This window comes from Oceanicaulis sp. LC35, assembly GCF_052055585.1.
In the GTDB taxonomy this organism is placed as follows: domain Bacteria; phylum Pseudomonadota; class Alphaproteobacteria; order Caulobacterales; family Maricaulaceae; genus Oceanicaulis.
Window position 1 is genome coordinate 492671 of the sequence record NZ_CP170485.1, and the last position, 25412, is coordinate 518082.

Annotated in this window: 25 protein-coding genes; 10 read left to right on the top strand and 15 right to left on the bottom strand. The window is 63.8% G+C overall.

The annotated features are described in order from the left end of the window. Nucleotides 1-17 precede the first annotated feature (17 nt). The 3 genes from ACFELO_RS02375 to ACFELO_RS02385 are packed head-to-tail and all read right to left on the bottom strand — an operon-like array spanning nucleotide 18 to nucleotide 3971. Entirely contained in the window at nucleotides 18-302 is a 285-nt protein-coding gene (locus ACFELO_RS02375) for an RNA-binding S4 domain-containing protein (protein ID WP_440958973.1), read from the bottom strand. Beyond that, a complete protein-coding gene (locus ACFELO_RS02380) occupies nucleotides 299-3115 on the bottom strand; it encodes a helicase-related protein (protein WP_440958974.1) in 2817 nt (938 codons plus the stop codon). The genes ACFELO_RS02375 and ACFELO_RS02380 overlap by 4 nt, the downstream gene beginning before the upstream one ends. 46 nt (nucleotides 3116-3161) lie before the next feature. Next, nucleotides 3162-3971, bottom strand: a complete 810-nt coding sequence (locus ACFELO_RS02385; protein WP_440958975.1) for a DUF3108 domain-containing protein — start codon at nucleotides 3969-3971, stop codon at nucleotides 3162-3164. 204 nt (nucleotides 3972-4175) lie between these two features. Between ACFELO_RS02385 and rpmB the strand changes: the two genes are divergently transcribed. After that, complete coding sequence (gene rpmB / locus ACFELO_RS02390; protein WP_009801782.1) at nucleotides 4176-4463, top strand: 50S ribosomal protein L28; 288 nt, start codon at nucleotides 4176-4178, stop codon at nucleotides 4461-4463. 76 nt (nucleotides 4464-4539) lie between these two features. Here rpmB and ACFELO_RS02395 read toward each other — a convergent pair whose 3' ends face one another. The 5 genes from ACFELO_RS02395 to ACFELO_RS02415 form a co-directional block, all read right to left on the bottom strand. After that, nucleotides 4540-5559, bottom strand: coding sequence for an esterase-like activity of phytase family protein (locus ACFELO_RS02395; RefSeq protein ID WP_440958976.1), 1020 nt, complete (start codon nucleotides 5557-5559; stop codon nucleotides 4540-4542). A gap of 48 nt (nucleotides 5560-5607) precedes the next feature. Continuing rightward, complete coding sequence (cobT, locus tag ACFELO_RS02400) at nucleotides 5608-7440, bottom strand: cobaltochelatase subunit CobT (protein WP_440958977.1); 1833 nt, start codon at nucleotides 7438-7440, stop codon at nucleotides 5608-5610. Nucleotides 7441-7449: 9 nt separating this feature from the next. Beyond that, entirely contained in the window at nucleotides 7450-8439 is a 990-nt protein-coding gene (gene cobS / locus ACFELO_RS02405; RefSeq protein ID WP_440958978.1) for a cobaltochelatase subunit CobS, read from the bottom strand. A 118-nt stretch (nucleotides 8440-8557) separates the two neighbouring features. Beyond that, on the bottom strand, nucleotides 8558-9565 hold the full coding sequence (locus ACFELO_RS02410; RefSeq protein WP_440958979.1) for a hypothetical protein: 1008 nt from the start codon (nucleotides 9563-9565) through the stop codon (nucleotides 8558-8560). Nucleotides 9566-9646: 81 nt separating this feature from the next. Next, nucleotides 9647-10195, bottom strand: coding sequence for a J domain-containing protein (locus ACFELO_RS02415; RefSeq protein ID WP_440958980.1), 549 nt, complete (start codon nucleotides 10193-10195; stop codon nucleotides 9647-9649). Nucleotides 10196-10331: 136 nt separating this feature from the next. Here ACFELO_RS02415 and ACFELO_RS02420 point away from each other — a divergent pair, with 136 nt between their 5' ends. Then, nucleotides 10332-10607, top strand: coding sequence for a BolA family protein (locus ACFELO_RS02420; RefSeq protein ID WP_440958981.1), 276 nt, complete (start codon nucleotides 10332-10334; stop codon nucleotides 10605-10607). On the opposite strand, the gene ACFELO_RS02425 is transcribed toward ACFELO_RS02420, so the two are convergent. From ACFELO_RS02425 to ACFELO_RS02435, 3 genes are read right to left on the bottom strand one after another with little or no spacing between them, the layout of a single operon-like run. Then, nucleotides 10608-11894, bottom strand: a complete 1287-nt coding sequence (locus ACFELO_RS02425; protein ID WP_440958982.1) for an HlyC/CorC family transporter — start codon at nucleotides 11892-11894, stop codon at nucleotides 10608-10610. Further along, complete coding sequence (gene aroB, locus ACFELO_RS02430) at nucleotides 11894-13000, bottom strand: 3-dehydroquinate synthase (RefSeq protein ID WP_440958983.1); 1107 nt, start codon at nucleotides 12998-13000, stop codon at nucleotides 11894-11896. Before aroB ends, ACFELO_RS02425 begins: the two co-directional genes overlap by 1 nt. Continuing rightward, nucleotides 12997-13557, bottom strand: coding sequence for a shikimate kinase (locus ACFELO_RS02435; RefSeq protein ID WP_440959883.1), 561 nt, complete (start codon nucleotides 13555-13557; stop codon nucleotides 12997-12999). Before ACFELO_RS02435 ends, aroB begins: the two co-directional genes overlap by 4 nt. A gap of 121 nt (nucleotides 13558-13678) precedes the next feature. Here ACFELO_RS02435 and ACFELO_RS02440 point away from each other — a divergent pair, with 121 nt between their 5' ends. The 4 genes from ACFELO_RS02440 to ACFELO_RS02455 all read left to right on the top strand — a co-directional run bounded on the left by ACFELO_RS02440 (nucleotide 13679) and on the right by ACFELO_RS02455 (nucleotide 17483). Continuing rightward, nucleotides 13679-13819 carry a hypothetical protein gene (locus ACFELO_RS02440; RefSeq protein ID WP_440958984.1) on the top strand — a complete coding sequence of 47 codons (141 nt, stop codon included), beginning with the start codon at nucleotides 13679-13681 and terminating at the stop codon, nucleotides 13817-13819. Then, nucleotides 13803-15464, top strand: coding sequence for a hypothetical protein (locus tag ACFELO_RS02445; RefSeq protein WP_440958985.1), 1662 nt, complete (start codon nucleotides 13803-13805; stop codon nucleotides 15462-15464). Before ACFELO_RS02440 ends, ACFELO_RS02445 begins: the two co-directional genes overlap by 17 nt. Then, entirely contained in the window at nucleotides 15461-16402 is a 942-nt protein-coding gene (locus tag ACFELO_RS02450; protein ID WP_440958986.1) for a site-specific tyrosine recombinase XerD, read from the top strand. The genes ACFELO_RS02445 and ACFELO_RS02450 overlap by 4 nt, the downstream gene beginning before the upstream one ends. Nucleotides 16403-16502: 100 nt before the next feature. Next, the gene (locus tag ACFELO_RS02455) at nucleotides 16503-17483 is read left to right on the top strand and encodes an acetyl-CoA carboxylase carboxyltransferase subunit alpha (RefSeq protein WP_440958987.1); all 981 of its coding nucleotides are present in this window, start codon (nucleotides 16503-16505) and stop codon (nucleotides 17481-17483) included. Nucleotides 17484-17489: 6 nt separating this feature from the next. Here the strand turns inward: ACFELO_RS02455 and ACFELO_RS02460 are convergent, their stop codons facing one another. From ACFELO_RS02460 to secA, 3 genes are all read right to left on the bottom strand, one after another. Further along, on the bottom strand, nucleotides 17490-18581 hold the full coding sequence (locus ACFELO_RS02460; protein ID WP_440958988.1) for a DUF2235 domain-containing protein: 1092 nt from the start codon (nucleotides 18579-18581) through the stop codon (nucleotides 17490-17492). Between the two features lie 70 nt (nucleotides 18582-18651). After that, the gene (locus ACFELO_RS02465) at nucleotides 18652-19128 is read right to left on the bottom strand and encodes a GNAT family N-acetyltransferase (protein WP_440958989.1); all 477 of its coding nucleotides are present in this window, start codon (nucleotides 19126-19128) and stop codon (nucleotides 18652-18654) included. A gap of 23 nt (nucleotides 19129-19151) precedes the next feature. Then, the gene (gene secA, locus ACFELO_RS02470) at nucleotides 19152-21932 is read right to left on the bottom strand and encodes a preprotein translocase subunit SecA (RefSeq protein ID WP_440958990.1); all 2781 of its coding nucleotides are present in this window, start codon (nucleotides 21930-21932) and stop codon (nucleotides 19152-19154) included. Nucleotides 21933-22240: 308 nt separating this feature from the next. Here secA and ACFELO_RS02475 point away from each other — a divergent pair, with 308 nt between their 5' ends. The 3 genes from ACFELO_RS02475 to ACFELO_RS02485 are packed head-to-tail and all read left to right on the top strand — an operon-like array spanning nucleotide 22241 to nucleotide 23682. Beyond that, on the top strand, nucleotides 22241-23041 hold the full coding sequence (locus tag ACFELO_RS02475) for a peptidylprolyl isomerase (protein ID WP_440958991.1): 801 nt from the start codon (nucleotides 22241-22243) through the stop codon (nucleotides 23039-23041). Between the two features lie 60 nt (nucleotides 23042-23101). Next, nucleotides 23102-23527 (top strand): (deoxy)nucleoside triphosphate pyrophosphohydrolase, encoded by a 426-nt coding sequence (locus ACFELO_RS02480; protein WP_440958992.1) that lies wholly within the window; start codon nucleotides 23102-23104, stop codon nucleotides 23525-23527. Continuing rightward, nucleotides 23524-23682: a Flp family type IVb pilin gene (locus tag ACFELO_RS02485; RefSeq protein ID WP_440958993.1), complete on the top strand. Its 159-nt coding sequence runs from the start codon at nucleotides 23524-23526 to the stop codon at nucleotides 23680-23682. Before ACFELO_RS02480 ends, ACFELO_RS02485 begins: the two co-directional genes overlap by 4 nt. Here ACFELO_RS02485 and ACFELO_RS02490 read toward each other — a convergent pair. Further along, a complete protein-coding gene (locus tag ACFELO_RS02490) occupies nucleotides 23679-24629 on the bottom strand; it encodes a methyltransferase domain-containing protein (protein WP_440958994.1) in 951 nt (316 codons plus the stop codon). The genes ACFELO_RS02485 and ACFELO_RS02490 overlap by 4 nt on opposite strands. On the opposite strand from ACFELO_RS02490, the gene ACFELO_RS02495 reads away from it, so the two are divergent. Then, a complete protein-coding gene (locus tag ACFELO_RS02495; RefSeq protein ID WP_440958995.1) occupies nucleotides 24605-25405 on the top strand; it encodes a ComF family protein in 801 nt (266 codons plus the stop codon). The genes ACFELO_RS02490 and ACFELO_RS02495 overlap by 25 nt on opposite strands. Nucleotides 25406-25412: the final 7 nt, after the last annotated feature.

Here is a 25412-nt window from a genome sequence, read left to right on the forward strand (position 1 = left end):
CCAGAAAAGATAAAGCACTACTCGGTTTCAAGGCTGTAGCATGACTGCGCTTCGGGCGCGGGTCCACGCCGCTCTGGCAGCGCCAGAATGGTCAGCCGCATCGGGTCGGGATCACGGCGGATCACCAGACAATCCCCGGGGCGGACAGGTGCTGCAGGCTTGGTCAGGCGCGTAACCTGGCCGTTGCGGTCAATCCGCACCGCGCCCTTTTCCACCATCTGACCTGCGAGACCGCGCGACTTGTAAAGGCGTGTCCGAAACAGCCACACATCGCAGCGCATGGACTCGCCGTGCTCGCTCATGAGCGGTCTTGATCTGTATCCGCCGTGTCAGACGCGGCAACGGCGTCGGTCGGCATCTGAGGCGCATTGGCGTCGGCTTCAGCCTGAGGCGCTTCGGGCGCCTCTGCTGCAGGCGTTTCACTGTTTGCAGTGTCTGCCTGGGCTTCGGCAGGCTTGGCCTTGGGCTTCTTGCGCGGTTTGCGACGCTTCTGGGAGGCCGGCTTGGGCTGTTCGAGCTCCAGCGCCGCCAGAGCGGCGAACGGTGAATCCGGATCAATCGGCTTGTCTTTCACCGGCGCGGGGCGCGGCTTGTGCGCATCCTTGCGCGGGCCTTTGCCCTGTGGCTTGCCTTTGCCTTGCGGCTTCTGACCCGCCTGAGCCGGGCGCTGGGTCGAACGCGAGCGGCCCGACCAAAGCTCAGGCTGATCCTCGGCGGCTTTCTGCACCCGGCGATAGCCAAGCGCCTTGAGCACTTCACGCAGATCATCGTTCGAGCAGCCCAGAAGCGCAGTCATCGGCGCATTGGGCTCAAACCGGCGTTCCTTGTTCTCCGAGCGTTGTTCGCGAATGAGGTCGGCCAGACGCTCGAGCATGTCCAGACGCACGGCGCGCGGCCCGCAGGGCTGGAAGCCCGCAGCGGCGTAGTCGGCCAGGGTGTGGCGACGCTCATTGGGAATGCTGGTCAGGCCCGGCGGCGGGTTCACCGCGCGCTCGATATCGCCTTCATGGATCGCCTTGAGCATGGACAGGAGCCGTGCGGCGCCCGGCTTGAGAAGCGCGGGCATGAAGACAGCGTGCTCGCCAATGCGCACACCCGCTCGGCGCAAGGACTGACGCTCGGGCACGGACAGGGCGGCCAGCTCGTCGGCCAGCTTGATGCGCGACATGGCGCCAAAGCTTTCCACCAGCTGATAGGCGACGCCGCGGGCGAGGCCATCAAGCTTGCCCTCTTCCTTGAGCGCCTTGCGCAGGGCCAGAAGCGGTTCCAGTCGGGTCTCGGCCTGGCTGGCCGCGAAAGCCATCAGGCGCTTTTCAGCCTGGGCGATCAGCTCGCTCGAGCCCAGCTCGCCGCCAATCAGCGCGACACCGGGGGTAAAGGGATCGCCGCCCGCCTTCAGGCGCCCGACCGGGTCATCCTTCCAGCGCAGCACGCCGTCCTCGCCCAGAGCAAGCTCTGCATCCTCGGCCTGTGAGAGCTGGGAGAGCAGGCGGTTCACCTCGGGGCGGACGGCTTTCATTGCGGCATTCGCCACCGCCCGGCGCGCCAGCGGTTCGCCCGCGGCGTCGGCTTCAAAGCTCAGCCCGTTCAATCGTCCCACGAAATGGCCCTCCACAGTGACCTCGCCCAGGCGGTTCAGCCCGGCTTCCAAATCGGTTTTCTCACGCAACCCCTTCATCAGCGCACTGGTGCGGCGATCGATGAAGCGGGCGGTCAGGCGCTCATGAAGCGCATCGGAGAGCTGATCTTCAACCTCTCGGGTACGGCTCGTCCAATATTCAGGGTCTTTTGTCCAGTCCTTCCGGTGCGCCGCGTAAGACCAGGTGCGCACATAGGCCAGTCTTTGGGCCAGCGCATCCACGTCGCCAGAGGTCTTGGACAGACGGCTTAACTGTGCATCCAGCCAGGCGTCCGGTAAATGACCCTTGGGACTGGTCAGATGCATGTAAAGCGTTGAAATCAGGCGCGCATGATCATCGGGGCTGGTTTTGCGGAAGTCCGGCGTCCGGCACACATCCCACAGGCGCGCCGTACCGCCGCGCGCCGCCGCGCGCGCGCGCACATCCGGAACCCGGGACACCAGATCGAGCACATCTTCATCCGCCGCGCTGCGCACCCGTTCCAGTACAGGATCCGGTGACGGCGCGTTCAGGGAGTGGCGCAGAGAGTCGAGCGAGCTGAGATCAAGATGGCTCTCACGCCAGGTCAGCTTCTTGATCGGCTCGAACACATGGTCCTCGACCCGCTCGATGATGTCCGGGTCCAGCGGACGGGCGTCCGCAGTGTCGCCAAACGTGCCGTCAGACCGGAAACGACCGGCCCGGCCCGCGATCTGACCCACTTCCTGGGGGAAAAGCCGTCGGCGTTTGCGGCCGTCAAATTTTGAATAGCTGGCGAAGGCCACATGATCGACGTCCATGTTCAGGCCCATGCCGATGGCGTCGGTCGCGATCAGGAAGTCCACTTCGCCCGATTGATAAAGCTCGACCTGGGCGTTGCGGGTGCGGGGGCTCAGGGCGCCCATTACCACAGCCGCCCCGCCGCGTTGACGCCGCACCAGCTCGGCGATGGAGTACACATCCTCGGAGCTGAAGGCGACGATGGCGGACCGGCGCGGCAGCTTGGTCAGCTTCTTGGTTCCGGCATAGCTGAGGGTGGAGAAGCGCTCGCGCTCTTCAATCTCGGCCTCGGGAATCAGGTGGCGCAGAATGGGCCGCATGGTGGCCGCGCCCAGAAACAGAGTCTCTTGCGTGCCTCGCGCATGCAGCAGGCGATCTGTGAAGATATGACCGCGCTCGGGGTCGGCGGCGAGCTGGATCTCGTCAATGGCCAGAAAGGCGGGCCGCATGTTCAGCGGCATGGCCTCCACCGTGCACAGGAAATAGCGCGCGGTAGGCGGGACGATCTTTTCCTCGCCGGTGATCAGGGCCACCGAGGCCGGCCCCTTGGCCTTGACCACCTTGTCGTAAAGTTCGCGCGCCAGCAGCCGCAGGGGCAGGCCGAACACGCCCGTCCCGTGCGCCATCATGCGCTCGAGCGCGAGATGGGTCTTGCCCGTATTGGTGGGGCCGAGGATCGCAGCGATACGGCTATCGCCTGCGCGGGCGCGCGACATGACGCTCTCCAGCGAGATTGGGCGAGGACCTTAGAAGGGAAGAGGCCTATTGCGTAGCGTCGCCTGCATATAGCTGCGTGGCCTGGATATTGATCGCGCCGATCCGGGTTTGCGCACGGAAGCGCACCGGGACATGCACGCCATCCACGGGCGCCAGCCAGATCGTGACCGGACGATTGGTCTCTTCCTCGTCAGGACGGTCGCCGGGATCATAACCGCTGATCGGCTCGATAAAGGCCTGACAGCGAATGGCCTCACCACTCCAGGCGCGGGTGTTGACGTCATCCAGACCCAGATTGTTGAAGCGCAGATCATAGCGCGCCTTGCCGTCAAAGACGGGCAGGCGGCCTTCGCACACACCGTTCTCGTCAGTGGGCAGGCTGGTCATCAGGCTCAGAAGGGTCGAGATCGGGTCCAGCGCTCCGGCCCGGTCCTCATCACTGGCGGGCGGTTCGCCCATCGAGCCGAAGGGCGGCTGGACGTCGGGCATGGCGACATCGTCTTCAAAGTTGATTCCGACCACACGCCCCTTGTTGCTGGCATGGTTGATGTGCTCGTAGCGGTAAGGGTGCAGGGCGTCCGCCTGACGATAGCCGTTCGAGGTGGCCTCGATATTGGTGTCGTCAAACCAGCGCAGCAGACCGCCGCTTTCGAAGGTGGCGGCGGCGGAATAGACGCCGTCATTGAAGCCTGCGGTCAGCGAGATGTTCGCGACCTTCAGAATCAGCACCGAGCCGGAATAGCGCACATACAGATGCTCGGGCGGCTCGACGCTTTGCGCCTGAGCGGTTGCGGGCAGAGACGCCATAACCAGCGCGGCGATGGCGGTGCAGGCTTGTTTGGACACTGTCAGCATAAAACTCTAATTCCTTTGGTCCCAGCCGGTCGGCTCAGACTATCTAACGCGGTCTGGCTGCAAGATGAACGCCAGTTTCTATGCGGCTGCGCCTTGACGCAGGCCCCCCGGACCGGTACATCGCCCGCTCTCGCGCCGCACCTTGGGTTCTCCCTCTCGCGGTCGCATATAATTTTACGACTGTTGTGGAACAAGGTGGAAGCCATGTCGCGCCGCTGCGAACTTACTGGGACGGGTCCGGTTTCGGGCAACAACGTGTCTCACGCCAACAACAAGACCAAGCGTCGCTTCCTGCCGAATCTGTGCCAGGTGACGCTCGCGTCTGAGGCCCTGGGCCGCTCCTTCCGTCTGCGCATTGCAGCCAAGGCGCTGCGCAGCGTCGACCATGTTGGTGGTCTGGACCAATTCCTGCTGAAAGCTCGTGATGAGCAGCTCTCCGGCAACGCGCTGAAAATCAAGCGCGAGCTGAAGAAAGCTGCGGCGGCTGCTTAAGCCGCTCACGTTCTGACGCGAGAAACAACGCCCGCCGGAAACGGCGGGCGTTTTTCTGTGTGCGATTGCGGGAAGCCTAGTCGCGCGGTTCGAGCGCGAAGCTCATCAGCAGGGTGCGCTGGCTGTCATTGTAATTGTCGTCCGAGATCAGGAAGAACCGGGTTCCGGCTTCGGTCTCGATGATCGCCATGCCTTCAAAATTATCCACGCTCATCTCATCAGGCTCGATGGCGGCCAGAAGGACGGGGTGCAGTTCGGTGACATTGGCGGCGTCCGCGATCTGCTCGGCGCTCAGATGGAAGATGTGGATGCGATTGCCCACATCCCGCGACCAGAAGCGCTGCAGGATATAAAGGCCGCCAACGCCATCCGCTTCCAGTTCGGTGACGCCGAATTCGGCTTGCATCGCCACCAGATAGGCGTTCCCGGTTATCTCGGGGTCCGTCAGGTGCGTGCGTGAGAAGATGTGCACAGGCGCATCGCCGGTGGTGTGTTCCTGCGCTGACCAGAGCCAGTCGCCAATCCGTGTCACGCCTTCCATACCCGCATTGTTGGACAACGCTTCGGTTCCAAGGGGCGTCCGTATGGGCGTGGGCAGGGCGTCATCCACGCCGCTCCAGTCTGACCCGAGCTCATAGCGCCAGATGCGGTGCTCGCGCTCGAAGCTGACGGCATAGGCGCCGTCGCCCAGATCGGCGAGGCCTTCAGAATCAGCGAAATCCCCGGAGACAGGCTCACCGGCTTCATCCAGAATCGCAGCGATGTGCGGGCTTTCGACACCGCTCAGCGCATCGCCGTCATAAGTGAGGCTGGCCGTCATCCAGTAGCCGCTGTCAGACACCGCCAGCAGGCGCTGGCCATCGTCAGAGACATCAAGCGCGGACCAGCCGCCAAAACGCTCATCGTCCAGATCAAGCGCGACCCCGCCCAGATAGCGCAGCGCGCCCAGCCGCTTACGGCCCGGATCATCGGGAAAGAGCGGAACGGGGCTGGCGGTGAGGCCGGCGGGTTCAGTGGCGGTTTGCGCCTCGCCGCCGCCGCCGCAGGCGATCAGAAGCGGGAAGAGACAGACGGACAGGCTGAGTCGGACAAGCATGCGATCCCCCAATTCAATCTCGCGGACTGGTTGCGGAGTATGCACGCCCTAGCGGCGCTTGTCCTCTTCAAACAGGGCCGCCAGCTGGTCGGTCATGGCGCCGGCAAGCTGTTCCACATCCACAATGGTCACGGCCTTGCGGTAATAGCGCGTCACGTCGTGACCAATGCCGATCGCCAGAAGCTCAACATCGGACTTGTTCTCGATCATGGCGATGACTTCGCGCAAATGCTTTTCGAGATAGGCCGGGGAGTTCGCCGATTGGGTGCCGTCATCCACGGGGGCGCCGTCAGAAATCACCATCATGATCCGGCGCTGTTCGGGGCGGGCCAGCAAGCGCTTGTGCGCCCAGAGCAAGGCTTCGCCGTCGATATTCTCTTTCAGCAGGCCATCGCGCAGCATCAGACCCAGATTGGGGCGGGAGCGCCGCCAGGGGGCGTCAGCGGCCTTGTAGATGATATGGCGCAGATCATTCAGGCGACCCGGATGGGGCGGTTTGCCCTGGCTGAGCCATTCCTCCTTGGAGCGCCCGCCTTTCCAGGCGCGGGTGGTGAAGCCCAGGATCTCGGTCTTCACACCGCAACGCTCCAGCGTGCGCGCCAGAATGTCTGCACAGGCCGCAGCCACAAGGATCGGACGGCCGCGCATGGAGCCGGAATTGTCGAGAAGGAGGGTGACGACCGTGTCGCGGAAGTCGGTGTCCTTCTCCATCTTGAAGCTCAGCGGCATCATCGGATCCATGATGATGCGCGGCAGGCGCGCCGGATCGAGCTGGCCTTCCTCTAGGTCGAAGGACCAGGAGCGTTGCTGCTGCGCCATCAGGCGGCGCTGCAGGCGATTGGCGAGGCGACCCACCGCGCTCTCAAGCCCTTTGAGGTGCTGGTCAAGCGTGCGGCGCAAGCGGCTCAGCTCATTGGCGTCGCACAGGTCTGACGCCTGGATGACCTCGTCGAATTTGGTGGTGAACACCTTGTAGGCGTTGGGATCCTCGCCCGGCGGGCTGACCCAGTTGGGTTTGGCCGATTGCTGGGTTTCGCTCGGCTCGTCATCGGCTTCGACGCGGGTCTGGCTGTCCTCGGCGAAATGGATGTCGTCGGTATCGGCCGCTGTGCCCTTGGCGTCGGCGGCGTCGTCTTCATCCTCGCCCTGATCGGGGTCGCTGTCGGTGTCGTCCTCGCCCGCTTCAGGCTCCTGCTCGACGCCGGCGTCATCCTCGCTGTCGTCGGTGTCATCCTCGTCCTGATCGTGCTCGCCCAGCTCATCAGTCAGATCGAGATCACGGATCACCTGGCGCAAAGCATCCGCGAAGGCCGTCTGATCATCCGCCGCCCCTGCGAGAGCATCGAGCGCCCCACCGGCATGCTTTTCCAGATCCTCGCGCCAGACCTGCATCAGGCCCTTGGCGTCGTCAGGGACCGGGCGTCCGGTCACCCGCTCGCGCACCAGCATGGAGATGGCGTCCTCCAGCGGGGCGGTCTGCCGGTCCTCGGCATGGTTCCAGCCTTCGCGGCGGCAGCGGTCCGCCAGCGCGGCGTCCAGATTATCCGCCACCCCGCGCATCGCCCGCGCGCCCAGGGCCTCGACCCGCGCCTGTTCGGCGGCGTCAAAGATTTTGCGCGCCTGTGCGCCAGGCGGCAGGGCGGACTGGTGGGACTTGGAGTTATGAAGCTGCAGGCGCAGCGCCAGCGCATCCGCCTTGCCGCGCAGGAGCGCGGCATCCTTCGCCGTCATCTTTTCAGGCGGGTTGGGCAGAACGACCTTGCCGCGCGCCAGCGCCGCGTCGCCGCCGAACTTCACGTCCAGCTCGCGATCATGGGAGATCGCGCGCGTCGCCGCGCTCAGCGCACGCCGGAACTGGTCTGCAGACGAAGCGTCAGACATCCCTTGCCCTTAGGCCGCAGCGCCGGGCGACACCGCGCTCTCGGGCAGGTCCTCTCCGAAGACGCGCTGGTAGAATTCCGACACGATGGGGCGTTCCAGCTCATCGCATTTGTTCAGGAAGGTCAGGCGGAACGCGATGCCGGGATTGCCGAAGATCTGGGTGTTCTCAGCCCAGGTCAGCACGGTCCGCGGGCTCATCACGGTGGACAGATCGCCATTGATGAAGGCTTCGCGGCTGAGATCAGCGACGGCCACCATGTCCGCAATCATCTTCGCGCCGGCCTCGGTCTTGCCGTACTCGCCCAGCTTGGCGGCGACGATCTGGCGTTCGGTCTCGGCGGGCAGATAGTTCAGCGTGGAGACAATCGACCAGCGGTCCATCTGGCCCTGGTTGATCTGCTGGGTGCCGTGATAGAGGCCTGTCGTGTCGCCCAGGCCCACCGTGTTGGTGGTGGCGAACAGGCGGAAATTCGGGTTCGGACGGATGACGCGGTTCTGGTCCAGAAGCGTCAGCGAGCCCGAGGCTTCCAGAACGCGCTGGATCACGAACATCACGTCCGGGCGGCCGGCATCGTATTCGTCAAACAATAGCGCGACCGGGCGCTGCACGGCCCAGGGCAGGATGCCTTCCTGGAACTCGGTGATCTGCTGGCCGTCTTTGAGGACGATGGCGTCCTTGCCGACCATGTCGATCCGGCTGACATGGCTGTCGAGATTGACCCGGATCATCGGCCAGTTCAGCCGCGCCGCCACCTGTTCCACGTGGGTGGATTTACCTGTGCCGTGATAGCCCTGCACCATGACGCGCCGGTTGAAGGCGAAGCCCGCCAGAATGGCGCGGGTCGTGGCCGGGTCGAACACATAGGTCGTGTCGATATCGGGCACATGGGCGTCGCGCTGGGAAAAGGCGGCGACCTCGAACCCCGGATCAAATCCAAACAGGGCCTGGCAATCGGCTTTGGTGTCGGGGGTGAGGCTGATCAGGGTATCATCGGTCATACGCGGAAAGGCTCTTTGCTAAAAGCGCGACAGGGTCGGACAAACCATAAGCCTCAGACATAGCCCGTCCAAGCCCTGTCGCCACTCCAGCTCAGCACACAATGTCGCGTCTGCGTGATCAGGCCTCGCAGCCTGACACGACATGGGCGGACAAGTCGCTGATCATCGCCTCTCGAGTCTGCGGGACGCCCTCGACGCCAACCTCCAGCCAGTCATCCAGCGACGCCCCCGATGACAGCGATTGCGCCAGCTGATCAAACACGGCTTCCGAGCCGGTCTTCACGGTCAGATAATCGATGAAAGCGCGCGTCAGACCATAAAAGTGCTGGGCGCCGATCATGTCCGCGCCTTGCGCCGCCAGCGCTTCGCCGGACATCACCATGATGCGCGGGCCCGAGCGGGTTTCCCCCGCCGCGCGCTCCGCCGCTTCAGCCTGCTCCGCCGCCAGGGCCGCCAGCTGCAGGAGCGGATGCTCCATCTCGAAATAGCGCTGGTACTGGCCGGGAAGGTCTGCGGGCAGGTTCTCGCACAAGGAGGCGCGGCGGCTGTCAGTCAGCGCTACGCTTTCCATCAGCACGGCGGCGACTTCATCAAACCAGTCCGGAGCCGCGGCAGCCCCATAGGCGCGGGCATCGCCCATGTCGACCTCGGGCCAGTCATACATGTCCTTTACCCACAGATGACCCAGCTCATGGGCGATGATCGCCTCGGCGTGGCGGACCTTTTCATTGTTCTCGACCCGACCGGCCAGGGCCGCTTCGATGGTCGCATCGATCACCGCTTGCGGAGAGCCTGACATCTGCGCCTCGACCGCCGGGCGGACCTGGGCCTCAAGCTGGTCGCGCATGGCTTGCGGCGACACCCAGGGTTTGACGGTGTAGCCATCCGCCGCCAGTCCGTCTGCGAAGCCGGGATAAAGCGTGCTGTCCTCAATGACGGCGGTCAGCCCGGGCATGCGATGAAACAGCTCGGCGAAACGGATCTCGGCGTCCTGCATGGCCGACAGGATCAGCTCGGCGCGGTCCGCATTGGCGGAAACGGCGAGCAGGTTGTCGTCCTCCAGACAGTGGGCGTCAGCGGGACAAGCCGCCAGCGTGAGCGTGAGTGCAAGTGATGATAGAAACATGTGGTCCTCCCCAGGGTGAAGGGGGAAGGTGACCATGGTCACGTTTCGGGACTCTGTCCGTCAGATTAAGTCTTGGACAGGTTAGCCCATGCCACAGCTTTTGAGGATCTGATAGGCCTCGACCACTTTCTGCAGAAGCTCTTCCATGGACCGGTCCCCGCCATTGGAGTCCGGGTGGTATTGGCGCACAAGCTCCGCATAGCGACGCCGCACAGCGGACTTGTCCGCCTTGGGGTCGAGATTGAGCGTGTCCAGCGCGCGCTTCTGCAAACGGCCCATCCCGGCATTGGGGTCTTCATATTCACGCTGGGCGCGTTCCTGACCGGGGGGCGGGCGATCGCCGAACAGGTCGAACGGGTCGACAAAGCCCTCTTCAAAGCTCTGGCTGGCGTTCTGGGCGGCGCGGCGGGCGCTGGATCCGGCGCCAAAGCTCCAGGTCGGGCGGTGGCCGTAGAAGTCGGCGGCGGCATGCGCCTTGGCCGCATCCTCGCTCATGCCTTCAAAGAAGTTCCAGTCCTTGTTGTACTGGGCGGCATGGGACTGGCAGAACCAGTAGAATTCTGTGCGATTGGCGGGGCTTTTGGGGGCGCGGGCGGTGGCTTTGGAGCGGCACTGGGGATGCTCGCACACCTTATCCTCTTGCCGCGCCTCGTTCTTGGGCGGCTTGATGCGGATGTCTTTAAACCGCGGCCGATATTTGTAAGCGCCATCCATGCGCCTAAGTATGGGGCGCACCGGCCTTAGGAACAATAAACAGAGGATGACAATGTCGAGCGTAAAGCAGCAAATCGAGGATCGTCTGACCGCGGCGCTCGCCCCTCAGAGCCTTGTGATCAAGGACGACAGCGCGCTTCACGCCGGTCATTCCGAGCAGGCCCGGGCGGGTGAAAGTCATTTCACCGTCGAGATCGTCTCGTCTGCGTTTGAGGGCCAGAACCGCGTCCAGCGCCACCGCCTGGTCAATCAGGCGCTGGATGAGCTTCTGAAGGCTCAGGTCCACGCGCTGGTGATCAAGGCGAAGGCGCCAGGCGAAGCAGCCTGATCATTCGTTCTCGCCTTCCGCCTCAGGCTCTTTCTTGAGGCGCATGCGGGTCACCTGATTGCGGCGACGCTCCAGGATCTCGAACTGCACGCCATGGAAACGGAAGATCTGCCCCGCTTCGGGAATGGTCTGGGCTTCGTGGATCACAAGGCCCGCAATCGTCACCGCCTCATCATCGGGCAATTCCCAGTCGAGCGCGCGGTTCACATCGCGCACGGGCGCGCCGCCATCCACGAGGATGAAACCGTCAGGCAGGGGCGTCACGCCCTCAACGGTCACATCGTGCTCGTCCTCGATCTCACCGACGATCTCCTCGATGATGTCCTCAAGCGTCACAACGCCCATCAACGCGCCATACTCGTCCACGACGAGGGCGAAGTGTTCACGCTTCTGACGGAAGGCGGTCAGCTGTTCGAGAAGCTCGGTGGTTTCGGGAATGAACCAGGGTTCGCGCTTGATCGCCTCGATGTCGAGCTTGCTGGCGTCGCCGCCCTCATTGTGAAGCTCGCGCGCCAGATCGCGCACATGCAGGATGCCGACAATGTTCTCGGTGTCGCCGCGATAGAGCGGCAGGCGAGTGTGCGGACAGCTCAGCGCGTCGGCCACCAGTTGCTCCACCGGCTGATCGATGTCGAACATGATCAGGCTTTTGCGGTGGACCATCACGTCATCCACCGTCAGTTCGCGCAGGTCGAGCACGCCGCCCAGCATGTCGCGGTCGGTCTTCACCACGCCGCCTTCCTGGTGGTGCAGGTCGATCTGGCCGCGAATTTCGTCATGGGCGGACAGCACCGGGCCTTCTACCGACAGGCCCAGAATGCGCAGCGTCACCCGCACCAGCCATTGCACGGCGGCGACCACGGGGGCGAAGACCAGCACGAAGATGCGGATCGGCAGCGACACCGCCAGCGCCATCCGGTCGGGGTTGGACAGCGCGTAGGTCTTGGGCAGCACCTCGGCGAAGATCAGCACCAGAAGCGTCATCACCAGCGTGGCGATGGGCACGCCCGCCTCGCCGAACATGGCGAGGAACACCGCCGACGCCAGAGACGCGGACAGGATGTTGACGAGGTTGTTGCCCAAGAGGATCGCTCCGATCAGGCTTTCGCGATCATCGATCAGCCGGTTCACCCGACGCGCGCGATGATCCTTTTCCTTTTCAAGGGTCAGCATCCGCGCCTTGGAGGTGGCGGTCAGGGCGGTCTCCGAGCCTGAGAAGAACCCGGAAAAGGCCAGAAGGCACAAAATGCCAAATCCGGTCCACGCCATCCACGGTTCAAAAGTCATCAGTCCTCAACCTCACTGGACAAAAACGCCGCCAGATCATTCCGATCTGTCTCGCGGGTGATAAAGGCGTCGCCGATCCCCCGCGCCAGGATCAATGTAATCGCGCCGCCTGAATTTTTCTTGTCGTCACCCATGCGCGACAACAGTCGGGCCGCATCATAGGGGCCGCCGGGCAGTTCGGAAATCCGTGCAGGAAGGCCAACCGCTTCAAGATGGTTTTCGACCCGGGCCGCATCCTCGGAGCGGCACAGACCCAGCCGGACGGAATAGCGCAAGGCGAGCGCCAGTCCGCAGGCGACCGCTTCGCCATGGATCAGCGCGCCTTTTTCGGCCTCGGCTTCAAAGGCATGGCCAAAGGTGTGGCCCAGATTGAGCAGGGCCCTTACGCCGCTTTCCAGCTCATCCTCGGCGACGATGCGCGCCTTGAAGGCGACAGCATCCGCAATGGCCTGAACCAGCCCGTCGCCGGTGACCGCATCAACGCCCTGCGCTTCAAGCCGTTCAAACAGTTCGGCGTCCTGAATGAGGCCCGCCTTGACGATTTCGGCATAACCCGCGAGCACTTCGCGCCTGGGCAGGGTGTCGAGAAAGGCCGTGTCAGCGATCACCAGATCCGGCTGATGGAAGGCGCCGATCAGGTTCTTGCCGTGGCGCGTATTGATGCCGGTCTTGCCGCCCACCGAGCTGTCGACCTGCGCCAGCAAGGTGGTGGGGATCTGGATGAAACGTGTACCGCGCTTGAGAATGGCCGAGGCAAAGCCGGTCAGATCGCCCACCGTGCCGCCGCCAAAGGCGATGACGGGTTCGGAGCGTTCCACATTCAGCTCCAGCAGCCGGTCACACAGATGTTCAAGGCTCGACCAGGTCTTTGCGCCTTCACCGCCTTCGATCTCGATGATCTCAAGGCGGACGCCCGCTGCGTCAAACGCCTGATTGAGGCGGGTCGCATGATGGGTGAGGGCTGCAGCGTCCGCCACCACGACGGCCCGGCCGCGTGGCGCCCGCAAGGACAGCCGGTCCGCCCGGCTCGACAGGGCGTCACGGCCGATCACCACTTCATAGGCTCGCGAAGCGGCTTTGACCTCGATTACGCGCAAAACGCTCATCTGGCTTTCGTATCCTGATATTGCGCCAGGGCGTCCAGCACCTGGTCGGCGGATTGTTCATGGCTGCCCACAGAGGTGTCCACCACAATGTCGGCCTGGGCGTAAATCGGCGAGCGTTCGCGTTCAAGTCGCGCCATGATCTCGGCGGGATCGCCCTGAGCCAGCAGGGGGCGGGCGCCGGGCTTGCGCGCCACGCGCTCGACCAGCACATCCAGATCGGCTTTCAGCCAGATCGAGATGGCCTGCGCCTTGATGAGCGCGCGCGTTTCATCATTGATGAATGCGCCGCCGCCCAGCCCGATGATCATGGGTTCGGGCTCTTCAAGCAGGCGGGCGATCACCTTGCGCTCGCCATCGCGGAAGGCCGGTTCGCCAAAATCTGCAAAAATTTCAGCAACGCTTCGGCCCGCCGCGCGTTCGACTTCCTCGTCCGCGTCCGCGAACTCCGCACCCAGACGCCGGGCGAGGCGACGGCCGATTGTGGTTTTGCCCACACCCATGAGGCCTACAAGCGTCACATGACGGCTCAGCACAGGCGGATTGTCAGAATTTGTCATCACACTGTAAGGCTATACGCCAATGCTGCGCAGGCGAGCAATCGCTGCTGACGTCTGGAAAACGCCGCAATCGGCTGCTTTAGTGTACGTTCAGGGCAAGCGACACGGAAAAGGGACCATCATGAAATCCATTCTGATCGGCCTGGGCGTTGGGCTGGTAGTGATCATCGGCGGCTTCATCGCTCTTTTGGGACTTGCGGACGCGAATGCGCCGACGCCCGAGGAAGTGCGTGTCGAGGTGACTGATGCGCTGGTCGATTAAGGCCGCTCTGCTGGCCGCCAGCGTATTGGCGAGCGGTCAGTCTTTCGCCCAGTTCCAGCCTGCGCCGCGCCAGATCGAAGTGGCCCAGCTGGGCGATGTCGATCCGTTCGAGGTTGGGGTGAACCCGGTGCTGCCCGACACGGTCTGGAGCACGGGCCATGCCGGCGCCTTGAATGGCGCCCTGTCGGTGCTGCCGGATCGCGCCAGCCCGGGTTGGACCAGCCCGGCTGCGGCGCGTCTGGCGCTGAACGCCCTGCGCTCGTCCGGTGAACCGCCCCGGGGCGGGCGCGATGATTTCCGCCTTGCCGCCAAACGGGCTGACCGGGCGCTGGCCGCCAGTCGCGCCCAACTGGCCTATGAGCTGTTGTCCCGGACGCCGCGCGTGAACGAATCAGACCCGCTGTCGCGCGTCTTCGCCGAGACCGCGCTTGCCATGGGCCGCACCCAGGAAGCGTGCCGCGCGGCCGATGCGCTTCTGGAAGGTCGGGATGCGGCCTATTGGCTGCGGCTTCGGGCAAGCTGTCTGGCGCTTGATGGCGCAATCCCTGCCGCAGAGCTGACGGCGGAGCTGGCGCGGGCCCAGGCGGAAAGCCCGAATTTCGACATCCTGTTCGACGCGCTGGTTCTGGGGCGGTCTGCGCCGGAAGATTTCCAGCCCCGCACCGCCCTGCAACTGACCTTGCTGGAAGCGTTGGCGCCGGGTGTGCGTCTGGTTCCGCATGAGGATGCGCCGGGCTGGCTGCATCTGGCCGCCGAGCGCACCGGGCCGGCCATCGCCTTGCCCGAGACGCTTCCTGAAGCGCTGGAAACCGCTGTGACCATGGAGGGCGCCGAGCGCGCCGCCGCGCTGGGTGCTCTGATCGGTCAGGATATTGATCGTGAGATTGCCGCTGAGGCGCTGGCGGTGCGTCTGTCCGATGCAGCCCAGCAGGGCCTGTTCATGGAAGCCGCGCTGACTTTCGGTCCGGAAGTGGCGAGTCTGCCGATCACCGAGGATACGCTGGCTCATGGCGTTCACTTCGTGCTGGCGGCGCTGGCGGCGGATGATCTCAACGCAGCCGAGCGCTGGCGTGAAGCGCTGATGGATGGCCCGCCTGCCCCTGCACCTGCGCCTTCGGAAGATCCGCTTGCGGCGCCTGCAACGGATCTGGGTACGCTGCCGTCTCTCGATGGTGAAGCGATTGAGCCGGGCGAAGAAATGGCGGCTGAAGAGCCTGAATGGCAACCGCCGGCGCCTGGCGTGCTTGTCGCGCTCGATTTTGCGCGGGCCATTGCGCTTGATGAAGTGCGCGATGACGCCTTCATGGCCTTGCTGGCGGCGCGGCTTGAGACCGCAACGCCTGAACGCTTGTGCCAGGCGGCAGGTCTGGTTGCGCTGGGCGCGAATGATCAGGGCGAGCTGCAACAGGCGCTGTCCGGGCTGACCCGGCAGAGCGGCGTGATCCCGCCGGCTTTTGGTCCGTTGTTGCTGGCGGCGGGGGCGGGTGCTCTGGGGGAAACCCAGCTGCATGCGGCCTCCTTGCTGGATCGCCATCCGGATGATGCGGAAACCTGCGGTGCCTCCATGCTGGCGCTTGATCATGCGGGGCTGCGGCGTCAGGCGTTGCAGTATCTTCTGGCGCGGGTGATCGAGGACGCCGCGTGAGCGCACGCTCGATCGACCTGTTTCTGGACATGATGGCGGCGGAACGCGGCGCCGCCCGCAACACGCTGGACGCCTACCGCCGCGATCTGGAAGACGCAGCGCAGCGGCTGGGGGCTCAGGGCGTCGGCCTTGAAGACGCCCAGACCAGGCATGTGGAGCGCTTCCTGTCTGATCTGGCCGCAGATGGCTTGTCGCCCGCGACGGCCGCCCGGCGCCTGTCCGCGCTCAAGCGCTATTACCGTTTCCTGCTCAAGGAAGGGCTGCGCGCTGATGATCCGGCGAAGACGCTTTCCGGGCCGAAAAAGCCGCGCCCGCTCCCCAAGGTTCTCAGCGAAAGCCAGGTTGAGGCCCTGTTTGACGCCGCCGATCGGATTGAGGGCGCGGACGGGTTCAGGCTGCGCGCTTTGCTGGAGCTGCTTTATGCTGGCGGATTGCGGGTCAGTGAGCTGGTGACCTTGCCGCTTGCGGCGTTTGCGCGCTCGGAACGCTGCCTCGTGGTGACGGGGAAGGGCGACAAGGAGCGTCTTGTGCCCCTGACCGATAGCGCAATCGCGGCGGTGGAAGCCTACAAGGCGGTGAGGGGGGATCATCTGCCCGCGCGCTCTGTTGCAACCCATGCCCTGGCGTCGCGCTATCTGTTTCCATCCCGGACGGCGAAAGAGGGGCATCTAACGCGGGAGCGCTTTGCGCAAATGCTCAAGGCGCTGACGCTTGAGGCCGGGCTTGATCCGCAAACGGTCAGCCCGCACGTGATGCGTCACGCCTTTGCGACTCATCTTCTGGCGAACGGGGCGGATTTGCGCAGCGTTCAGAGCCTTCTGGGACATGCGGACGTGTCCACGACCGAGATTTATACACATGTGCTGGAGGCGCGATTGAAAGCGCTGGTGCATGATGCGCACCCGCTGGCGCACAATGATACAGCTGACCAAGGGTGAAACCGGCCCGTCATTTGCTCATAACAGTGCATAGATTGCGTCGCGCTTGAGCGCCCATTAGTTTGCGCCCTCCACAAGGGCCCATCCACCAGGACCTTCCATGTCTGATACCACGCGCACCTATCTCGATTTCGAACGGCCCATCGCCGAGCTTGACGCCAAGATTGAAGAACTTGAAAGCGTCCTGTCCCGGAACGGTGAGGACGCCCCTGATGCGGCGGAAGAAATCGCCAAGCTGCGCCAGAAGTCGTCGGACCAGCTCAAAGCGCTGTATTCCAAGCTCGACGCCTGGCGCAAAACCATGGTGGCGCGTCACCCCGAGCGTCCGCACCTGCGCGATTACATTGCCGGCCTGATGACCGATTTTGAGGAACTGGCGGGCGACCGCCGGTTTGGCGAGGACCACGCCATCGTGGGCGGGCTGGGCCGTCTCAATGGCCGTCCGGTGGTGCTGATGGGACATGAGAAGGGTCATGACACCCAGTCCCGTCTCAAACACAATTTCGGCATGGCGCGCCCTGAAGGCTACCGCAAGGCGATGCGCCTGATGGATCTGGCCGAGCGCTTTGACCTGCCGGTCGTCACGCTGGTGGACACGGCGGGCGCCTATCCGGGCATTGGCGCGGAAGAACGCGGTCAGGCGGAAGCCATTGCCCGCTCCACCGAGCGCTGCCTGACGCTGGGCACGCCGCTGGTGAGCGTGATCACGGGCGAGGGCGGCTCTGGAGGCGCTGTGGCGCTGGCCTCGGCCAACACCGTCATGATGCTGGAGCATTCGATCTATTCGGTGATCTCGCCGGAAGGCTGCGCATCCATCCTGTGGCGCGACAATGCCCGTGCGAAGGATGCAGCTCTGGCGATGAAAGTCAGCGCGCAGGACCTGATCGAGCTCAAGATCATCGACAACATCATCGAAGAGCCGGTCGGCGGCGCCCATCGTGACCGCGCGGGCGCCATCCGCAAGGTGGGTGAAGCGATTGAAACGGCCCTGTCGAGCATGGACGGGCTGAGCCCGGTCGAGCTGCGTCAGCGCCGCCGCGATCGTTTCCTTAATATCGGCCGGTCCCTGCTTGAGGGCTAGGCCCTCTCAAAGCCACGCGTCCCGATCAATATCGGCCCAGTCGCGCATGGACTGGGGCCGGTAGTTCGCGTCTTCATGATCAAAGCGCACCCAGACGCTGGGGTGAAACAGCGCCAGCGCTTCGGCGGCTGGCGCCGGGGCTTCTCGCACGCGATCCCCCAGAGCCGCCAGCAGGCCGCCGGGGATCTTGAAGTCTGCCAGAGGATCGGGTTCGAGCCGGGAATCCAGAACCGCGTAATCAATCGCGAGACCCTTGCTGCGCGCTTCGTCGGCCATCCATTTGAGGGCGATGTCAGACAGCGGGGTATTGGCGCTTTCCCCGCCCCCTACGCCGCCATGGGGGCCAATGAACCAGATCTGCTTGAGCGGATCGGTTTTGTTGAGCGCCTCCCTGGAGGCCTCCATCGGGGTCAGCGGAAACGCCTTGCGGGTTTCATCCAGCGCACAGGCATGACGGGCGTTCAGCACCTTGCGGTTCAGCTGGTCGTCGTGGAAGCGATACTCTGCATTCAGTCGCTCATTGATGTCGTGATCGTCCGAGAGGTCCGGGATGCCCAGAGCCCCGACGGTATCCCAGCAGCCCAGGAAATGGATGTCGGGCTCAAACCCGTTGCGCTCCCGAAACTCCCGGCACATCCAGGACGTGGGTTTGAGCTCCTTGGAGCGATAAAGCGCGTAGGCGTCCGGCAGCTTGCCCAGATTGCGCCGGTGCAGGAGCCCTGAATTGTAGATCAGCCCGGCGAGGGAACGCACGGTGTAGGCGCCGCGGGAAAAGCCGAACAACCAGATCTCGTCGCCCTCGCGATAGTTCAGAGACAGGAAGCGGTAGGCGTCATAGATCTTTTCTTCCAGTCCGCCGCCAAACGCGCCCTGCCGCTTCTTGCGCAAGGAGGACAGCATGCGGCTGAACCAGCCCGAATTGCTCTGGGTGAAGGGCGTGCCGACACCGGAGTCGTAATAGACGATCTGCTCGACGGGCCTGTCCGGATTGGAGGTGTCGCAGCCGTCCAGCGAGAAGGCCAGCTTGGCCACATTGGTGGGCACTTTCTGGCTGATGGTTTGCCAGGTGCCGTCGCAACACACGATCAGCCGTTTCATCATTACCTCCGAAAACTGGTCAGGAACCATGACTCCGAAGGGAATTTTGCGCAATCGATGATTTATCGCCTCAGGCGAGCCGGTGTTCGAGCCAGGGCAGCATCCGGCCCGGCGTCAGCCTGGAAGGGCGATCCTCTATGAAACTCGCGCCCATCGCCGTGTAGAAGCCGCGCGCATTGGGATCGGACAGGATGTGCAGGACAGCGGCGTCCGCCATGCGCGCCTGATCCAGCGCCCAGTCATAGAGCGTCTTGCCCAGGCCTGAGCCAATGGCTTCGGGGGCGATGAAAAGAAGGTCCAGCATCACCGCGAGACCACCTTCGGCCTCATAGGGGGTGCTGATTTGCGCCAGCCCCATAGGCAGGCCGGTTTGCCAGGCTGCAATGGCGCGGCCTTCGCTGGCGGCGTCCGGATCAAGACGGAGCACCGTCTCCATCTTCGCCATCATGTCCGCATCATAGCCCCAGAACGCCTTGGAGCGCAGGATCATCGCATTGACAGCGTCAAACTGATCCGGCTCCAGGCGCGTCAGGCTAGTATCGGGCATGAAGCCTCACTTTGGCGTCAGGATCAGGCCTGGCCGATCGCCCCGTGGCAATGCTTGAACTTCTTGCCAGACCCGCACGGGCAGGCCGCATTGCGCGGCACGCGGCCCCAGGTGTCGGGGTCGTTGGGATCCACATCCTGAGCCGCGATACGCGTGGCTGACGGCGACGGCGTGGTTTGCGGCGGCTGGGAGTCACCATCCGCCATCTCGTTGCGGCCGGTCTGCGGGTCGATGTGCTGGGCCTGCATGTTTCGCGGCGCCTGAGGCGCTTCCGGCGCCGGGGCGCTCTGGGACATGCGCAGGGCGAACAGGACGCGCGTGGTCTCATAGCGCAGCTGGTCGAGCAGGTGCTCGAACAGGGCGAAGGCCTCGGTCTTGAACTCGTTGAGCGGGTCGCGCTGGGCGTAGCCGCGCAGGCCCACAGCCGAGCGCAGGGCGTCGAGATTTTGCAGGTGATCGCGCCAGTTCTGGTCGATGGTCTGCAAGAGGATCTGCTTCTCGATGCGGCGCATCAGGTCCGGGCCGATATTGGCGGCCTTTTCGGCATAGGTCTCGTCGACCACTTTCATCAGGCGCTCGCGCATTTCCTCGTCGGCGATGCCTTCCTCGGCCGCCCAGTCCTTGATCGGAAGCTCGAGGCTGAAATATTTCAGCACGTCCTCGTTCAGACCCTCGATATTCCACTGGTCGGCATAAGCGCGCGCCGGGATGTGCTGGGTGACAAGGTCCTCGACCGTGGTCTCGCGCATGTCCGTGATGACGTCAGAGACATCCTTGGAGGTCATGAATTCGATGCGCTGCTCGAAGATCGCCTTGCGCTGATCGTTCATCACATCATCGTATTTGAGGATGTTCTTGCGGATATCGTAGTTGCGCTGCTCGACCTTCTTCTGGCTGGTCTCGACCGCTTTCGTCATCCAGGGGTGCTGGATGGCTTCGCCTTCTTTCAGGCCCAGCGTGCGCATGATGCCATCCAGGCGTTCCGGCGCGAAAATGCGCAGCAGATCGTCTTCCACAGACAGGAAGAAGGCGGAGCGGCCTGGGTCGCCCTGACGGCCGGACCGGCCGCGCAGCTGGTTATCGATGCGGCGGCTTTCATGGCGCTCGGTGCCGATCACGAAGAGGCCGCCGGCTTCCAGCGCCTGCTTCTTCTTGTCGGCGACTTCGGCTTCAAATTGCTCGCGTTTGGCTTTCAGCGCGGCGTCATCGGGATCGCGGCCTGCGGCTTTCTCCGCCTCGACCCATTCCTGCAGATTGTAATCGACACTGCCGCCGAGCTGGATGTCGGTGCCGCGGCCGGCCATGTTGGTGGCGATGGTCACAGCGCCCGGCGCGCCGGCCTGTGCGATGATGCCGGCTTCCTGCTCGTGATAACGGGCGTTCAGCACCTGGTGCGGGATCTTTTTCTTCTTCAGGAAGTCCGAGAGCCGCTCGGACTTCTCGATGGATACCGTGCCGACCAGAACCGGCTGGTTCTTGGCGTGGGCGTCCACGATCGCCTCAAGGATGGCGTTGAATTTCTCGGCCTCGGTGCGATAGAGCTCGTCTTCCTCGTCGATCCGCTGCACCGGACGGTTGGTGGGCATTTCCACCACGCCCAGCGAGTAGATGTCGTGGAATTCGTCGGCCTCGGTGGCCGCGGTGCCGGTCATGCCGCCCAGCTTCTTGTAGAGGCGGAAATAGTTCTGGAAGGTGATCGAGGCCAGCGTCTGGTTTTCAGGCTGGATGTCGACGGTTTCCTTCGCCTCGATGGCCTGGTGCAGACCGTCCGACAGGCGACGACCGGGCATCATGCGGCCGGTGAATTCGTCGATCAGCACCACCTTGCCTTCACGAACAATGTAGTCCTTGTCACGCACGAACAGCTTGTGCGCTTTCAGGCCCTGATTGACGTGGTGGACGACAGAGATGTTCTCGATGTCATACAGATCGGCGTCGGCATCCAGCAGCTCGCGCTCTTTCAGGAGCTGCTCGATATGCTCGTTGCCTTCCTCGGTGAAGGTGCAGGAGCGGGCCTTCTCGTCGATGGTGTAGTCTTCTTCGTCCAGCAGCGGGATGATCGCGTCGATGGTCTTGTAGAAATCGGTGCGGTCTTCGGTCTGGCCTGAGATGATCAGCGGGGTCCGCGCTTCGTCGATCAGGATGGAGTCCACCTCGTCGACGATGGCGAAATGGTGCTCGGCCTTTTCAAGCGGGCGGCCGCCGAACTGGACCATGTCGTTGAGCGCGTACTTCATGTTGTCGCGCAGATAGTCAAAGCCCAGCTCGTTATTGGTGCCGTAGGTGATGTCGCAGCCATAGGCGGTGCGACGCTCGGGGTCGCTCATGCCATGGATTATGACGCCCGTGGTCATGCCCAGCTTGGCGAACACCCGACCCATCCATTCAGAGTCGCGTTGCGCCAGATAATCGTTCACCGTCACCACATGCACGCCCTTGCCCGGAAGTGCGTTCAGATAGGCGGCGAGTGTGGAGACCAGCGTCTTGCCTTCACCCGTGCGCATCTCCGCGATATTGCCCCGGTGCAGCACGATGCCGCCCATCAGCTGGACGTCGTAATGGCGTTGGCCCAGCGCCCGCTTGGCGGCTTCACGCACGGCGGCGAAGGCCTCGGGCAGCAGGCTGTCGAGGCTCTCGCCGTTTTCATGGCGCTCGCGGAATTCAACCGTTTTGTTCGCCAGCGCTGTATCATCAAGCTCGACAAAGTCAGGCTCCAGCGCATTGATCTTGTCCACGATGGGACGCATGCGCTTGACCTCGCGGTCGTTGGAGGAGCCGAAAAGCTTGCGGGCGATGTTGAGCATGACGTATCTGCCTTGACGGGCGAACAATGAATTAAGGACGGCGTGAGGACGACAGGCGGAGCCTGGTCGCATCTCTGACGTCGTAGAAGGTCACTGGTGACTTAAGGAGGCCCTGATTGACTGTCAATCAAGCCCGCCGTCTGCTTGTAGCAGCTGCGTTGATCACGACTGCGTTCGCAGGGGGCTGTAGCCCCCAAGATACTGAAGAATCACAACCTCGTGGGGCAAGTGCGTCACAGGCGGGACTGCGCTTCATCGCTGAGCGTGACGTTGCCCCGTCCGAGATTGCCGCTCGCGTCGGTGAAACCGTGATCACGGTCGAGGATGTGCGCCGTGAGGCGGTGACGCTGGGACTGACGGATACGCCGCAGGCGCTGATGCCGACCGATCAGGTGTTTCGGGACATTGTGTCAGACCTGATCGACCAGCGCCTTCTGGCTCTGGAGGCCGTGGCGCGCAACGTTCAGGATGAGGAGGAGGCCCGCTTGCGGCTGGCCGCCGCCGAGGAACGCATTCTGGGCAATATCCTGGTCGAGAACGCCATTGCGTCCGCCGTCACCGACGATGCGATCGAGCAGGTTTATGAGGAGCAGAGCCGGCTCGCTCCCCGCACGGAGGAAATCCGGGCGCGGCACATCCTTGTGGAGACGCGCGAGGAAGCGGTCGAGGTCGCCCGCCTTCTGGCCGAGGGCAGTGATTTCGGTCAGCTGGCCGCTCAAGTCAGCCGCGATCTGGCGACCCGGTTCAGCGGCGGGGATCTGGGTTATTTCACCCGCACGGGCATCCTGCCGGGTTTTGCGCAAGTGGCGTTCGCCACAGACGAGGGTGCGGTGAGCGCGCCGTTCGAGACCGAGTATGGCTGGCACGTGCTGCAGGTCATGGACCGGCGCTTGCAGCCGCGTGAAAGCCTTGAGGAAGTGCGGCCCAATATCGTGCGGTTCCTGACCTTGCAGGGCATTGATGACCTTCTGGAGGTGCTGCGCGAACGCTATCCGGTGACGCGTGTCGCCGGTCGGGCCCCGAGCGCCCTGCGCACGACCGAGCCGAGTGCAATCCCGCCTGAAGACCTTGATACGCCGGAAGAGGCGCCCGGGCAGGATGCGCCCTAGGCCTTAATGGCCCATATACCCTGTCCTCAAAGACCGCTTTAACCAGAATGGCCCAGTGTTATGAGTTCTAGTCTGTTGCTTGTGGTGGCGTGCGCGCTTGTCGATCCGGATGGTCGTGTGCTGCTGGCCCGGCGTCCTGAAGGCAAACAGCATGCAGGGCTCTGGGAGTTCCCGGGCGGCAAGGTGGAACCGGGCGAGAGCCCTGAGCAGGCCCTGACGCGGGAGCTGCGTGAGGAGTTGGGGATAGAGCCATGCGAGCAATGCCTGCAGCCCTTCGCCTTCGCATCCGAAAAGCTCGAGACGGGCGGGCATCTGCTAATGCCGCTCTATGTATGCCGGCGCTGGGACGGGTTCATCAATCCAACCGAGGGCCAGGCCATCGCTTGGGCGAAACCCGACCAGTTCCGCGACTACGCCATGCCTCCGGCCGACAAGCCGCTGGCGGCGGAATTGCGCGACAGGCTGGTCGGCTCACGCGTCGGTTGATCGAGGACGAGAGCGGGGCGACCGCCATCGAGTACGGTTTGCTGGTCGGTTTGCTGGGCGTTGTGGTGATCACCGCCGTGTCGCTTCTGGGCAATCAGCTCTGGGCGCTGCTTCAGACTGTCAGCACCACTATCAGCACTGCCTCGGGCGGCTAACCCGCCGTGTCGCCGCTCTTGTGCTCGGTAACGCCCAGAGCCTCCGCCAGACTGACTTGCGCCGAGCCGGGACGTTTGGGTTTGGGCTGATCGGGATGCGGCGCCCATCCGGCGAAATGAATGATCTCGAACGTCGCCGGGATTTTCCCGTCCGCTTCCGCGAAGGCCTCGGCATAGGCCTCGGCGGTTTTCACAAACAGGCTCTTGGTGCCCGGCGTTCGGGGGCGGTCATAAAGCGCATTGGTTTCGCCCATAGCTCGAAGATCGCGCATCAGGACGAAGGCATTGCCATAGCGCGCCTTCACCCGGTCCACATCTGACACGGGAAGCGTGAAGCCGGACCGGCTGAGCAATCCCGCCATGTCCACCGTGTCCGCAAAAGGCGATACGCGACGGGGCGCGGGGTCTTCGTCTGTGACCTTCTGAAAGCTCTGGCGCAATTCGGTCAGCGTGGCCCCGCCCAGCAGCGCGCCGGCAAAGAAGCCGTCAGGCTTGAGCGCGTGATTGATCTGGATCAGCGCGCCGACAATGTCATTGGTCCAGTGAAGGTTGAGACAAGAGATCACCATATCCACACTCTGCGGTGCAATGGGCAGGCGCTCTTCATCCAGACAGGCGGCGGTCACATCGCTCAGGCGCGCCATGTCGGGTGAAAGATCGGTTTCTATCAGGTGCTTGATCTTGGCTTGTGCACCGGGACGGTCTTTCAGGGCGCGTCCGATCGCGCCGCCGCCGCCCAGCACCAGACAGGTGTCGAAGTCGCGCGTTACGCTTTCTACGCGATCCAGAAGATCATCTGCAGCGCGAGCGTGTAAAAAGTCGTAGGCTTGAAACTCGCGCGCGGCGCGGTTCCGACGACGGGCCAGCAGCCGCCGGTCAAACAGGGCGGGCGGGCCGCCTTCGGGTTGAGGGGCGGGTTTGGATGAAATCAGCGTCACCGGGCTCATGGTCGAGATATGGACCCAATACGCTACGAGGCAAAGCCCTGGCGCTGTGGCGGGTCTGTGCGGACATCGTCTGGCCGCCGCTCTGCCCGGTGACAGGCGCGCCTGTTTCCGCGCCCGGCGAGCTCTCTCCCGGCGCCTGGTCGGATGTGCGTTTTCTCGACGCCCCCTGGTGCGCCAGTTGCGGGATGCCGTTCGACTATCCCATCGGCAAGGGCGCGGTGTGTGGCGCTTGCGCTGCGCAAGACACCCCGCCCTGCCGGATCAGTCGCGCCGCCTTTGTCTATGACGAAAAAAGCCGCCGCCTGGTGCTGATGCTCAAGCATGCAGGCCGTACGGATGGACTGGATGTATTCGGGCGCTGGATGATGCGGGCAGGCGGTGATGCGCTTGAAGGCGCGGACGCGCTCATCCCGATCCCGCTGCACGCCAGTCGCTTGCGCAAACGGCGCTTCAACCAGTCTTTCCTGCTGGCGCGGGCCTTGTCGCTACACTGCGGTCTGCCGGTCGAGCCGCATCTATTGGCGCGATCGCGTTCCACCCCCAGCCAGGGCGGGCTCAGCGCCAAGGCGCGCCAGCGGAATGTGGCGGGCGCGTTCTCGGTGCGCGCGGCGATGAAACCCTTTGTCCGGGGGCGGCGTTTTGTCCTTGTGGACGACGTGCATACGACCGGCGCAACCTTGCAGGCATGCGCAAGGGTTTTGAAACGCGCCGGCGCCGAAGATGTGACCGCGATCACGCTGGCGCGCGTTGTGAAACCTGTCGACCCGCTTAAATAAAGGGCGA

Excerpts from the sequence above, each read along its gene's own strand:
- ACFELO_RS02435 (WP_440959883.1), bottom strand. The coding sequence starts at position 13,557 with ATGACAAATTCTGACAATCCGCCTGTGCTGAGCCGTCATGTGACGCTT.
- ACFELO_RS02375 (WP_440958973.1), bottom strand. The coding sequence starts at position 302 with ATGAGCGAGCACGGCGAGTCCATGCGCTGCGATGTGTGGCTGTTTCGG.
- secA (WP_440958990.1), bottom strand. The coding sequence starts at position 21,932 with ATGCTCAACATCGCCCGCAAGCTTTTCGGCTCCTCCAACGACCGCGAG.
- ACFELO_RS02385 (WP_440958975.1), bottom strand. The coding sequence starts at position 3,971 with ATGCTGACAGTGTCCAAACAAGCCTGCACCGCCATCGCCGCGCTGGTT.
- ACFELO_RS02480 (WP_440958992.1), top strand. The coding sequence starts at position 23,102 with ATGAGTTCTAGTCTGTTGCTTGTGGTGGCGTGCGCGCTTGTCGATCCG.
- cobT (WP_440958977.1), bottom strand. The coding sequence starts at position 7,440 with ATGTCTGACGCTTCGTCTGCAGACCAGTTCCGGCGTGCGCTGAGCGCG.
- ACFELO_RS02455 (WP_440958987.1), top strand. The coding sequence starts at position 16,503 with ATGTCTGATACCACGCGCACCTATCTCGATTTCGAACGGCCCATCGCC.
- ACFELO_RS02410 (WP_440958979.1), bottom strand. The coding sequence starts at position 9,565 with ATGTTTCTATCATCACTTGCACTCACGCTCACGCTGGCGGCTTGTCCC.
- ACFELO_RS02460 (WP_440958988.1), bottom strand. The coding sequence starts at position 18,581 with ATGAAACGGCTGATCGTGTGTTGCGACGGCACCTGGCAAACCATCAGC.
- ACFELO_RS02465 (WP_440958989.1), bottom strand. The coding sequence starts at position 19,128 with ATGCCCGATACTAGCCTGACGCGCCTGGAGCCGGATCAGTTTGACGCT.
- cobS (WP_440958978.1), bottom strand. The coding sequence starts at position 8,439 with ATGACCGATGATACCCTGATCAGCCTCACCCCCGACACCAAAGCCGAT.
- ACFELO_RS02490 (WP_440958994.1), bottom strand. The coding sequence starts at position 24,629 with ATGAGCCCGGTGACGCTGATTTCATCCAAACCCGCCCCTCAACCCGAA.
- ACFELO_RS02425 (WP_440958982.1), bottom strand. The coding sequence starts at position 11,894 with ATGACTTTTGAACCGTGGATGGCGTGGACCGGATTTGGCATTTTGTGC.
- aroB (WP_440958983.1), bottom strand. The coding sequence starts at position 13,000 with ATGAGCGTTTTGCGCGTAATCGAGGTCAAAGCCGCTTCGCGAGCCTAT.
- ACFELO_RS02420 (WP_440958981.1), top strand. The coding sequence starts at position 10,332 with ATGTCGAGCGTAAAGCAGCAAATCGAGGATCGTCTGACCGCGGCGCTC.
- ACFELO_RS02395 (WP_440958976.1), bottom strand. The coding sequence starts at position 5,559 with ATGCTTGTCCGACTCAGCCTGTCCGTCTGTCTCTTCCCGCTTCTGATC.
- ACFELO_RS02495 (WP_440958995.1), top strand. The coding sequence starts at position 24,605 with ATGAAATCAGCGTCACCGGGCTCATGGTCGAGATATGGACCCAATACG.
- ACFELO_RS02445 (WP_440958985.1), top strand. The coding sequence starts at position 13,803 with ATGCGCTGGTCGATTAAGGCCGCTCTGCTGGCCGCCAGCGTATTGGCG.
- ACFELO_RS02440 (WP_440958984.1), top strand. The coding sequence starts at position 13,679 with ATGAAATCCATTCTGATCGGCCTGGGCGTTGGGCTGGTAGTGATCATC.
- ACFELO_RS02380 (WP_440958974.1), bottom strand. The coding sequence starts at position 3,115 with ATGTCGCGCGCCCGCGCAGGCGATAGCCGTATCGCTGCGATCCTCGGC.
- rpmB (WP_009801782.1), top strand. The coding sequence starts at position 4,176 with ATGTCGCGCCGCTGCGAACTTACTGGGACGGGTCCGGTTTCGGGCAAC.